Source organism: Paenibacillus borealis, assembly GCF_000758665.1.
Classification (GTDB): domain Bacteria; phylum Bacillota; class Bacilli; order Paenibacillales; family Paenibacillaceae; genus Paenibacillus_AQ; species Paenibacillus_AQ borealis.
In genome coordinates this window covers 1,840,385-1,852,694 of record NZ_CP009285.1, presented here as the reverse complement: position 1 = coordinate 1,852,694, position 12,310 = coordinate 1,840,385, and the positions used below count along the sequence as shown (strand labels likewise).

7 protein-coding genes are annotated in these 12,310 nt (G+C 43.8%); 1 reads left to right on the top strand and 6 read right to left on the bottom strand.

What is annotated here, in order from left to right:
- Positions 1-176: 176 nt before the first annotated feature.
- Complete coding sequence (gene sigK, locus PBOR_RS07900) at positions 177-734, bottom strand: RNA polymerase sporulation sigma factor SigK (RefSeq protein ID WP_081972339.1); 558 nt, start codon at positions 732-734, stop codon at positions 177-179.
- Positions 735-836: 102 nt separating this feature from the next.
- On the opposite strand from sigK (PBOR_RS07900), the gene PBOR_RS07895 reads away from it, so the two are divergent.
- The gene (locus tag PBOR_RS07895) at positions 837-2,954 is read left to right on the top strand and encodes a Piwi domain-containing protein (protein ID WP_042211195.1); all 2,118 of its coding nucleotides are present in this window, start codon (positions 837-839) and stop codon (positions 2,952-2,954) included.
- Between the two features lie 204 nt (positions 2,955-3,158).
- Here the strand turns inward: PBOR_RS07895 and PBOR_RS07890 are convergent, their stop codons facing one another.
- The 5 genes from PBOR_RS07890 to PBOR_RS07870 all read right to left on the bottom strand — a co-directional run bounded on the left by PBOR_RS07890 (position 3,159) and on the right by PBOR_RS07870 (position 12,185).
- Positions 3,159-5,015 carry a hypothetical protein gene (locus PBOR_RS07890; protein WP_042211194.1) on the bottom strand — a complete coding sequence of 619 codons (1,857 nt, stop codon included), beginning with the start codon at positions 5,013-5,015 and terminating at the stop codon, positions 3,159-3,161.
- Between the two features lie 779 nt (positions 5,016-5,794).
- Positions 5,795-6,496: an RNA polymerase sporulation sigma factor SigK gene (gene sigK, locus PBOR_RS07885; RefSeq protein ID WP_038587424.1), complete on the bottom strand. Its 702-nt coding sequence runs from the start codon at positions 6,494-6,496 to the stop codon at positions 5,795-5,797.
- Positions 6,497-6,626: 130 nt separating this feature from the next.
- Positions 6,627-9,860 carry a DEAD/DEAH box helicase gene (locus tag PBOR_RS07880; RefSeq protein WP_245648078.1) on the bottom strand — a complete coding sequence of 1,078 codons (3,234 nt, stop codon included), beginning with the start codon at positions 9,858-9,860 and terminating at the stop codon, positions 6,627-6,629.
- A 56-nt stretch (positions 9,861-9,916) separates the two neighbouring features.
- A complete protein-coding gene (locus tag PBOR_RS07875) occupies positions 9,917-10,726 on the bottom strand; it encodes a PP2C family serine/threonine-protein phosphatase (protein ID WP_042211192.1) in 810 nt (269 codons plus the stop codon).
- A 175-nt stretch (positions 10,727-10,901) separates the two neighbouring features.
- Entirely contained in the window at positions 10,902-12,185 is a 1,284-nt protein-coding gene (locus tag PBOR_RS07870) for a glycoside hydrolase family 27 protein (protein ID WP_042211191.1), read from the bottom strand.
- Between the last annotated feature and the right edge of the window lie 125 nt (positions 12,186-12,310).

Sequence of the window (12,310 nt, the reverse complement as noted above, 5' to 3'; positions counted from 1 at the left end):
CAAAAGCACGATTAACCACTTAAGCAAGCTTGGGATTTCCGAGCATAAGTGGTTTTTTTTGCTTGATACTCAAATTTAGTTATATTTAATTAGCTTTTGTGTTTTATAAAATAATAAAAGCAACTCGTCCGTAGACAAGTTGCATAGTAAGCAGATACTACTTTGTAATTTCAAGTTCACCGCTTCGCCTTATAAAACTCATGATACAGCTTCATGAGCGCCCTCTTCTCTATCCGCGACACGTAACTCCGCGAGATCCCCAGATCCTTCGCTATCTCCCGCTGCGTCCGCTCTTCCCCGCCTGTATCCAGCCCGAAGCGGCCAACCACGACTTCCTTCTCCCGTTCATCCAATATATCCAGGTTCCGATATATCTTGCTCTTCTCGATTTTGAGATCAACTTCCTTAATTACATCATCCGCCTCAGAGCCGAGGATATCAATCAGCGTGATCTCGTTGCCTTCCTTGTCTGTCCCGATCGGATCGTGCAGGGACACGTCTTTACGGGTCTTTTTCAGCGAACGGAGGTGCATCAGGATCTCATTCTCGATACAGCGTGCAGCAAAGGTCGCGAGCTTCGTGCCTTTATTCCGGCGGTAACTCTCGATGGCCTTGATCAGCCCAATCGTGCCGATGGAGATCAGGTCCTCCATGTCTTCGCCGGTGTTGTCGAATTTTTTGATGTTGTGGACACGATACGATGTAAAATCATCTGGTTTTCTTAGAAGTCTTATTTCAAGATGCTTGTAGATGATGCATGGGATATATTGTATAGTTAAAATATGCCATATAGATATATCGGTATAGGCCAATAGGGAGAGTGAAAAGAACAGATTATGAATACACCACTAACACACTACGTACTTACAGAATGGGAATCAGACACGAACACAAATGTTCTACATATTCATTTATATACGCTACCAGTGCGTAATGTATTTGAACAGCATAAAGAAAACGGAAATGCTTGTTTTGACCTTAGAAAATTAAACAGATCGCTCATTATCGATTTTTATGATCAATATATTGTAAGTTGGCAACCTATTGAAAATTGGGGTGAATACACATTCACTCAGCATGAATATCGCTCAATTAATCCCACCATCTTAGCAGAAAGAGCTATCTTGGAACGATTACTTTTAAGAACTATAGAAAGCGTTCAGCCAAAAAAAGAAATTGCTGCTGGAAGTCGAAAATTCACGTGGTTAAAAGCTGAAAAAGTCGTAGAAAATATTTCAATACACAGGGTTATACAATGTGATGTTACTGTAGATTATGCGGGCAAAATTTCCGTTGGCTTTGATTTAAATCATAGTTATCGTACAAATGAATCGGTATATGATCTCATGAAATCAAATGCTATTTTTAAAGGCGATCGAGTAATTGATATATATAACAATCTTCATTATGAGTTTGTGGAAATCTCCAATTCCACAATCAATGATTCAATTCCAGAACTTAATCAATCTGTTGTTAATTATTTTACTAAAGAACGAAAGCAAGCTTGGAAAGTTGATAAACTTGAACAGAGTATGCCTGTTGTCTATCTAAAAGCGTTTAATGGATCTCGTATTGCTTATGCACCTGCTATGCTACAAAAAGAACTTACTTTTGAGTCGCTTCCTACTAATGTAGTACGTCAAACATCAGAAATTTTTAAACAAAACGCAAATCAAAAAATTAAGACATTGCTGGATGAAATACAAAAAATATTAGCACGCACTGATAAAATTAAATTTAATAAACAAAAGCTCCTAGTCCAGCAAGCTGGGTATGAAATATTGGAGTTGTCAAATCCTAATCTTCAATTCGGAAAAAATGTTACTCAAACACAGCTTAAATATGGACTTGATAAGGGCGGTGTTGTAGCCTCAAAACCTTTATCAATTAATTTGCTTGTATACCCAGAACTGATAGATACAAAACTCGATGTCATAAATGACTTTAATGATAAATTAAATGCGCTATCCCATAAATGGGGTGTACCATTATCAATCTTAAAAAAATCAGGAGCATATCGGAACAGACCGATAGATTTCACAAATCCACACCAACTTGCCATCCTACTGAAAGAACTTACAAAAAATTTATTTCAAGAGTTGACGCTCGTGATAATTCCGGAGAAAATTTCAGGAATGTGGTATGACTTGGTAAAGAAGGAATTCGGAGGAAATTCCTCAGTACCAACTCAGTTCATAACTATAGAAACTCTTCAAAAAGCTAATGACTACATTCTAGGCAATCTATTATTAGGACTCTATTCTAAATCTGGCATTCAACCGTGGATCTTAAATTCTCCTCTGTCATCTGATTGTTTTATTGGGTTGGATGTATCTCATGAAGCTGGTAGACACTCTACAGGAATTGTACAGGTCGTAGGAAAAGACGGCAGAGTATTGTCTAGCAAGGCAAACACCTCTAATGAGGCCGGTGAAAAAATCCGTCATGAAACTATGTGTCAAATTGTATACTCAGCTATAGACCAATATCAGCAACATTACAATGAAAGACCAAAGCATGTTACTTTTCATCGGGATGGTTTTTGTAGAGAAGATTTACTTAGTCTAGACGAAGTAATGAATAGTTTGGATGTACAATATGACATGGTTGAAATCATCAAGAAAACGAATCGTCGCATGGCTCTAACCGTTGGTAAGCAAGGTTGGGAGACCAAGCCAGGATTGTGTTATCTAAAAGATGAGTCGGCATATCTTATCGCCACAAATCCTCATCCACGTGTCGGCACAGCACAACCGATTAAAATTATCAAGAAAAAGGGATCACTACCGATTGAAGCAATAATTCAAGATATTTATCATCTTTCGTTCATGCACATTGGTTCATTATTAAAATGTCGCCTACCTATTACTACGTATTATGCTGATTTAAGCTCTACATTCTTCAACCGGCAATGGCTCCCGATCGATTCTGGCGAAGCCCTACATTTTGTATAATAAATAAACCTCCCGCATATGGGAGGTTTATTCTGTTCTTACCATTACTCGGACGCAACTCATAATTGACTTGACTAGACCTGTTGTGCCATTAAGAGAAGGCCTGCATATTTCACCTTGTGCTGTTGATTTTTAAGTTGCTAATACAAGTCAATCAAAAATATATCGGATACATATTGCTTGTCAATCAGACCAACCCAGGTATTAAGCCTGATCAATATTCACTTTTAATATAAGCGGGCCCTTATAGCCTTCTTTTTCAAGGATTGATAACAAGTCATCTGTACCATAATACTCAGGAATTATTAAAAGCAGCACATTTGCTATACAGTTAACTGTGACAGTTTCGCCGTTAATATCAAGCTTGTCATTTATTGCTTTTAATTCAGGAATAACAAGTAATCGTTTACCAAAATTAAACTCTTTTCCGAGAGTCGTAATTACATAATCTTCGCTTTCTTGCATTCTAACAGAGTACCTATTTTTCATACTGTCACGAATCAATTGATGTGCTTCAACGTTCATTTCAGTTTTTCTAAAGTCTAAATTTAATTGGACATTCTTGATAACCGATATACCAGTTCTGACATTTCGAATAAGTTCGTACATGTTATCAATATCGGATGTCTCTATTATTTCGGGAATCTCAAACTGATGTCCTAATCTACGTTCTACATATAAGACATCTTTCCAAAAGTCTCTTTGGGCCATAGATTCTTTTACTGTAGCTTCAATTTTTACTGTGTTGCCAGACATTAGTTCACTACCATTGCTTAGGTTAATCAATGTTAGCTTTTTTGATTTTGTTAAAAGATATAGTAAATCTGAATACTGATAAAGTTGATAAGCAGTAGGAACCTTTCTTTGAGAAAAATTAAACGAAACGTCTTGTGCTTGAACGAGCCGGTTTTCTACATTGACTTTTTTAGGTAAGGAAACGACCATTTCAAATATATAAGGGGATTCTGTTTGGTGAGAATTTGATACAGTAAACACGATATGATTTTCACTTTCATTAATTTCTTTGGTTTGCAGGCTTAACATCATTATAAATATTTCATCTATTTCTAGATTTACTAGAAAAGGATCAGACATTGAAGGTGGATAGATTACAATATGATCTGGTAACTTTGCCCCTTCTTTATCCATTTTTTCAACTATGATTTCTACAGGTTGTTCACTAAAGAACTCGACAGTTTCGATTTGTTCTGTTTCAAACTCATTATTTGTTTTAGTTCTTTTGATTAATTGCTCACCTGAATACTGTTCAACTTCCTGTACAATTAGTTCTGCTGTTATTTGCTTATAATATAAGTGCTTTAAAAAATCACCAAATGAAGCGAATTTTCGAATCTCATCAGTAACAACAAAATGAATTTTTGTTCTTATAACTCCTGTTGGATTTTCTTCGGTTTTTCTTGGAGTAATCGTAAAGTTACCTGGATTTTTTAAATCTGGAATAACTTCCAAATTGCTGTTAACGTCAAACATTTGAATCATGTCAGTTAACTGTTCGGTTGCTGCTCCAAAGTCGAGATTCCTAAAAGAAGAATGAATACGTTCAAAACTACTGATAGCTTTTTCAGCATCCATCGGTATAGATAAGTGTTTTTTCCTCAAATCTTGATTCTCAGGGGCGTCAAGAAGCTTGCAAAGCAATGTATTATTGTACATTTTAAAGGTGGCTCCAATTTCATTGCAGAGAGTGATACACCTAAATACTTCCTCATGTTGCGGGTCATAAGTCATAAAAGCCATAATAATTGCACTTTTATTTGCATTAAGTCCTACAAGCTTATCAATACACTTTTTCACATCTTTTTCGAGTTTACCCAAAGAAACATCTGTGCTTATTTGAACGTAAGCTGTCTGATTTCCCTTCAATATTCCCCAAATGTCTGGAGTACCTTTCCGGGTCTTATCAGCGCCCTCAACCCCGCCGCTGTGTACTGGACCAGTTTCCCATTGAAATGGTAATCGATTTAAAAGATGAAATACAAGCCATTGAAGTGCCCCCGGAGATGTTGCATATCTAAGATTTAGTCCAGTTTGGTTATCCATTTTTCTCCTACCTTATTAATTGATTTATATTCCATTTATTTTATCACGTAAGGGTTATATAAACGAACAGCAATAGCAACTAAAAAAGTAAAACAGAAAGCTCCGCATTCAATCCAGCGTAACTCCTGCTCAATCAGTTCATTAGCAACCATTCATTTTGTAGGTGAGCACCTCGTTGACAGTAATCGTCGTTTTACTAATGGCCATCTGAATGTTCTTCCCTACTCCAAGAGATACATCTTAAAATATTCAATCCAAAAAGTTCCCTTACACGACGTAAAGAGAACCAGGCTCATTTTATCGGGAATCAAGACATAGTTAAGAACTTTAAAAGGCATGTTGCAATTTTGAAGTAATTCCGTATTCTTTAGGTTTCTCTTTAACTAGTAACACTAGAACATATATACCATATTTATAATCATGAGATCCGGGTGGCAGGCAGGTTTTGAAGTTCTATCCAGTTGATCTTAATAATAACTTCAAGTCCATCCGCCTCAGTCTTAAATTTCTCTCCTACTCACGAATAGCAGCATTCCTCGGAATTTAAGCAGCACGTTGCGCTTTTGCAGTTTCTTTAATCATTTTATTCACTGTACTTCCAAAATTACGAGCCACCTTTTCCATCCAGATTATGTAATAATAGTATTATGATTATCCAAATTATAACATTAAATTTCAAATGTTTTACACAGAAATCCTACTTTTCACATAATCCTATCGAACTACTTGTCCAAATTTCGACAACAAAAAGAGCCTGTCAAAAGACAGACTCACTCCCCCTACCGCTTCGCCTTATAAAACTCATGATACAGCTTCATGAGTGCCCTCTTCTCAATCCGCGACACATAACTCCGCGAGATCCCCAGATCCTTCGCAATCTCCCGCTGCGTCCGCTCTTCCCCGCCAGTATCCAGCCCGAAGCGGCCGACGACGACTTCCTTCTCCCGCTCATCTAATATATCCAGGTTCCGATATATCTTGCTCTTCTCGATTTTGAGATCCACCTCTTTAATCACATCATCCGCCTCAGAACCGAGGATATCAATCAGCGTGATCTCGTTCCCTTCCTTGTCTGTCCCAATCGGGTCGTGCAGAGACACGTCTTTGCGGGTTTTTTTCAGCGACCGGAGATGCATCAGGATTTCGTTTTCAATACAGCGGGCCGCAAAAGTAGCCAGCTTCGTGCCCTTGTTCGGGCGGTAGCTCTCGATGGCCTTGATCAGCCCAATGGTGCCGATGGAGATCAGGTCCTCCATGTCTTCGCCGGTGTTGTCGAATTTTTTGACTATATGGGCAACGAGCCGCAGATTATGCTCAATTAGCAAATTTCGTGCTTTAGCGTCCCCCTCGGCCATCATCCCTAAGTATTTGCTCTCATCCTGCTCCGATAGAGGCTGGGGAAAAGCATTGTTCCTTACGTAAGATACCAGCAGCGTCAGTTCTTTGATCAGCAGCGCAATCGTGCTTATGATTCCAGGCAACTTGGCGACACCTCCCGCACATGTACAATGAAACCGATCTGCAAGCGAGAACTACGGGTTCATGGTCCTTTTATTGTATGTGGGTAGATGCCTAGAAGTGCATGTACGGGTAAAATAGGTACGGGCTTACTTACATTCTAAGCAGCTCACGGATATCCTCTTCCGACAGCCGAGTGTTCTTATTTTCTCCTGCTTCAATCACTTCTTCTATTAAATCCTTTTTGCGCTGCTGCAGCTCCAGAATTTTCTCCTCGATGGAACCTTCTGTGATCATCCGGATCACCTGAACGACATTTCGCTGCCCCATGCGGTGCGCTCTGCCAATCGCTTGCTCTTCCACTGCCGGATTCCACCACAGGTCATATAAAATAACAGTATCTGCTCCGGTCAGATTAAGGCCCGTTCCGCCTGCTTTGAGCGAGATCAGGAATACTTCTCCTTCTCCCTCATTAAAACGCCTGCAATGCTCAACCCGTTCCCTGGCCGGAGTTGAGCCATCAAGATAGAACGGCTCCAAACCCGCGTGGATTAAGCTCTGCCGGATCAGCTGCAGCATGCTGGAGAACTGCGAGAACACCAGCATTCTTTTGCCCGAATCGCGGCATTCCTGCACGGTTTCCTGCAATTGCGCAAGCTTGCCTGAGCCGCCCGTATAATTCTCCATGAACAATGACGGATGGCAGCAGATCTGCCGCAGACGGGTGATTCCCGCCAGAATCTTCATCCGGCTCTTTTGGAAACCTTCGGCCTGCAAATCCTGTTCGGTATCAGCACGGAGCCTGGATAAGTATGCGAGATACACTTGCTTCTGCTCATCCAGCAGCTCCGTGCGCTGCACGGTATCGATGCGGTCCGGCAGCTCCTCCAGCACATCTTTTTTCAGCCGCCGCAGAATAAAAGGAGACACGATACTCGCGATCCGCCCTGCAGGCAACTCCTTAAAGGCTGATCGTCCGGCGAACAGCGACGGGAATACTGTACTGAAGATAGCCTCCAGCTCATCTACCGAGTTCTCAATTGGTGTTCCTGTCAGAGCGAATTTCCGCGCAGCCATAATAGATTTAACGGCCTGGGCCGTTTGGGAAGCTGAATTCTTGATCGCCTGGGCTTCATCCAGGATTAGCGCATGAAAGGTGGTGCCGGAATACAGGTCAATATCTCTCCGGAGCAGCGGGTACGAAGTAATAATCACATCCGCTTCCTCCATGGCTTTACTCTCCAGCAGTCCGCTTCGCTCCTCCTTCTGCCCTGCTGCCACCAGTACCTTTACCTCTGGAGCAAACCGGGCAAATTCATCCCCCCAATTATAGGTCAAGGATGCCGGACAGAGAATTAGCACCGGAGCTTTCACCTGCGCCTCAGTCTCCAGCTCAGCCAGCTCGGAGCAGATATAAGCGATACTCTGAATGGTTTTACCCAGTCCCATATCATCCGCCAGAATCCCGCCGAATCTGAACTTCGACAACGTCTTCATCCACTGGAAGCCTCTGGCCTGATAGTCACGGAGCACAGGTTTAAGCTCAGCCGGCAGCTCGAACTCCAGACTGTCCGGTTCCCGCAGCTGCTCCAGGAATACCCGGAGAGACTTGCCCCACTTTGTATGCTTGAACCCCTGTCCACGCTCCGGAAGCTGCAGCGCTTGAACGGAGGGCAGGCGTATCACGGATTGCTTCAGCTCTTTCCGCTTTAGATTCAGCCGCTCGGCCACGTTACCGAATTCGCTGAAGCTTTCATCTGCAAGGGACAGAAAGGCCCCGCTGCTAAGCCGGACATATTTCTTTTTCTCCACAATAGCCTGCATGACGCGAACAGTCTCCTGTTCATCCAATCCCTCCAGCTCAAACGAGATATCCAGCCAGTCCAGGCCCTCATTTAAATTTGCTTTGACTTTGGGATACGATTTACGCGCCAGCACAAGTCCCTGAACAGCAGGAGTAACCAATAGTTCTGCATAGTCTTCCAGAACTGGAATAACCTCATATAGCGCCTCATAAAGGACCAGTTCACTTACTGAAGCCCAGTGCTGCCGCTCCCGCCTGAGTGGAGAATTGTCCAGAACAGCAATGATCTTATTTTCCTGCTGAACATTTCTGATAAGGATCTTCTGCTTGCGGACTGCGTCATCTGGTTTCTCTTCCAGCGGGTTGATAATAATCTCTTCATAATGGAATTCCAGCCGAAACGTCAATATGCCATCCGCATAATCCAGATACAGCTTGGCCTGCATGTCCGGTTCTACAATCCGCTCGCTTACTGCCTGCTCCACCCTTACTTTCCCTAGCTTTCTTAGGGCTGGCAGTACCTGCTGAACGACCGATTCGATTTGTCCGGGAGCGATCTCAATGTTCTGCGATGCCGCAAACTGCTGCTTTAATAGTGAAAGCATGCTTATAACAGCACTGTTTATTGAATATATCTTCCCGTTCATGATTACAGTGGAGTAGTCCGGAAACAGCATCAGATGATCCAGTGCTGAAGCTGACAGAACATAGTCCTGTCTTTTCCCTGGTCCAATCGTAAATTCAAGCGGAGGCGCCTCTTCTGCAAGCTCAGCCCGAATTCCCGGGTTCCCCGATCCCCCCATAATGACATTCACCTCCGGAAAAAGCAGTTTAAGCTTGTCCCAGGCCAGCGGGTTCACGACAATTGTTTTCCCGTCCTTTAAGGAGTTATTATGATAGCTGGGGAGATCATTTCTATAAATTTTCTCGGTGTTTTTCATTAGAATCAGCAGTTCAAGGAATTTCATATCCGCAGGATTAATATGCTGGTTTTCAGCATCAAAGGTAAATATACTCTTGAAGTATAACGGCTTACGCTGCTCGAAATGCTCAAGAAACTCGTTTATTTTGGACACTACATACAGACGTTTGATTCCCACACGCATTTCAACGGAGAATCGCGGACTGCTGCTGTAACCATTAACGTTAAGCGTGAACTCAAACTGCAGCGGCTCTGCATGACCGAATAGCACAGGCTCACTCTCACGGTTAAGAACCGATTTCTGAAAAGAAGAAATAAGCTGCTCCGTCTGGTTGTATTTGGACTTGTTTACGCGTCTGGATGGAGCAGCTTGTGCATCGGCAGGCTCCTTCATCTGCTGCATGTGTATAGCAATAAGTGTTGCCGCTACATGTTTACAGCAGCTATAGTTCTCATAGGCAGGACAAGAACAGTCTGCTTTGAAGGTATCAGTACGGTCATAAATATCAATATTTACCTCGTATACTTTCCTTCCCTTCACCTGTGCTTCATAGCTGCTATCGCCCGGGTAAAAGGTAAGGCTGCGGACACACCCCTGTTCATAATAAGACTTCCCCCGGTTATAAAAGTCAGTCCCGCAGAAGTCTCTAATTGCTCTCATAGTAATCTTCATAATAATCACCTTCTCAATATAAAATTCACCTTCATAATATATAGCTAATCACTAGGCATAGCACCATTCCTGCCATTCTCATAACTCCAGGCAATAACCGTAGCGCTGTCCCGGCCTAACTGCTGGTGTACATCCGCCAATACATCTTTTACACACTTCTCCATCTCCTTCTCACCTGCAAAAGCAAGATAAAGCCTGCGCGGGTCCTCAAGTACTCTTGCTCCCACCTCCAAAATACCGTCCGTAGTTATCACGATCACGTTATGGCCCTGCCGCAGCTCACGGATTCCTGAAGAATAGCAGGCAACCGGCTGGTCGAAGGTGTTCACGAATCCGATCCATTCATAGTAATTGCGCTGATTCAAAGCATATTGCCCGCGGGCGGCCAGATCCGGATGAAGCAGATACAGCGAATTATCTCCTACAGAGAACCACCAGATGTAATTCTCCATACGCACGCTAATCAGACACGCGGTCTCCCCTGTAACCTGCCTGCACTTACTTTTGAAATCCTCCGACTTGAAAATAGACAACAGAAATTGTTCCAGCGCATGAAACGCCTGATGAACCGGCAGCGAGAGCAGCCTGATAATTTCACCTGCTTCACTGTCGATCGTGCGGACCAGCAGTTCAGCACTTTCTGCAGTTTTATGCGCATCCAGAAGCATGACGAATTCCCAGCTGCCGCCTGGTTCATTTAATACGTAGGCACCATCCTCATTCTTATCAGCACCTGCTGCTGTGTTCCCGCCGTAACGGCCGATCACCATACTCTTATATGTAACTGTCGCCGGATGATCGAGATACATCTCATCACTGCCGACCCAGCTGAACTTAAATATCTCCCGTTCCATCGTGACTCTCCCCGCCCTTCCTAGCAGATTCTATGTTTATATGATTATACACTTTCTGCAATGTCAGCTGACTTAAGAATTCTCCTATTCTATCTAACCCGGTCATACAAAAAAAGAGACCAGCACCCTGCTGCGTCTCTTTGTAATGTGAACTCTTTTCCTACATAAGCTAAGCCTACTCTGCTGCCGAAACCCGGAACAACGCTGCTCCATGGGGTGGAATGGCTGCACTCAGCGTATCCTTGAGCAAGCCAGTTTGCTTCCCGGTCCACAGCTCCTTGGCCTTAACCCCGCTGCCTATTCCCAGATCGGCAATAGCTACAGACACTTCCGCCAGAATCTCGCCAGTGTTGAATAAGGCTACGAAATGCCCGCCTTCAGGACCTTCAGCTAGCCACACAACCTGATCACCGTCACGTCTGAGCTGCCGGGCGCCATAACTGTGACGGTGCATATTCAGCACGTCCTGGTTCGTCAGGAGTGAGAGTGTCCACTCATCATTGTCCCGCATCTCGCCCCCGAACATGAGCGGGGAACGGAAGATGGTCCATAAGGTCATCATCGTTACTTGCTCGTCCTTCGTGAAGTTCGTCCAGCGGTCATGCTGTACACTGCGTATTCCGATACGCCCAAGCGGCAGCATATCGCAATCCGGCCAGCAGCCGGGTTTAGGCCGGCCTTCCCAGGCGGAACAGCGGTCGAACATATCCAGCAGAAGCGGCCAGCGGTCCCAGAAATCATCCGTCATTCTCCATACATTCGCGTGGTTCTCCAAGAAGTCAGCATGCTTCACAGGTGCTGGTCCCGGCGACAGGCTCAGCACAATGCTGCGGCCGGCATGGTCAATGGCTTTGCGGATCAGTCCGATCTCGGCCAGATGCGGGCCGCCATGCAGCCAGGAATCAGCGATATCATCCACCTTGATGTAATCTACACCCCAAGAAGCGTACAGCTCGAACAAAGAATTGTAATAATCCTGCGCACCTTCCTTGGAAGCATCCACACCATACATATCCGTATTCCAGCCGCAGAAGGAACAGGTATGGGCGATATCGCGTGCAGTCACCACCGTTCCCTTGAGGGGTGTATTGTCGTGAACCGCCTGGCGGGGAATACCTCGCATAATATGAATCCCGAACTTCAGGCCAAGGCTATGTACATAATCTGCAAGCGGCTTAAATCCAAGGTCACCTTCTGCCGAAGGGAAACGGTTCACCGCAGGAATCAGCCGGGAATACGCATCCGTCTCCAGCCGGACAAAAGGACGGTACTGGTCCGACACGGCCTCGGGCTCATACCACTGAATATCAACCACTATATATTCCCAGCCATGCTGCTTCAGGTTGCGGGCCATATAATCAGCGTTTCCCCGCACCTCCTCCTCCGTCACTGAAGCGCCATAGCAATCCCAGCTGTTCCAGCCCATTGGCGGAGTAGGGGCGAATTCCCAATGATTCATAAGTTAATGTAACCTCCATTTGTGAATGAATTGTAATTTATTGTGGATACAGAATTATTGTATCGGCAATTCTTTTCTGTTTCCACCGTAAAATCGATTCACAAATAGCACAAAATTGCTGTCCG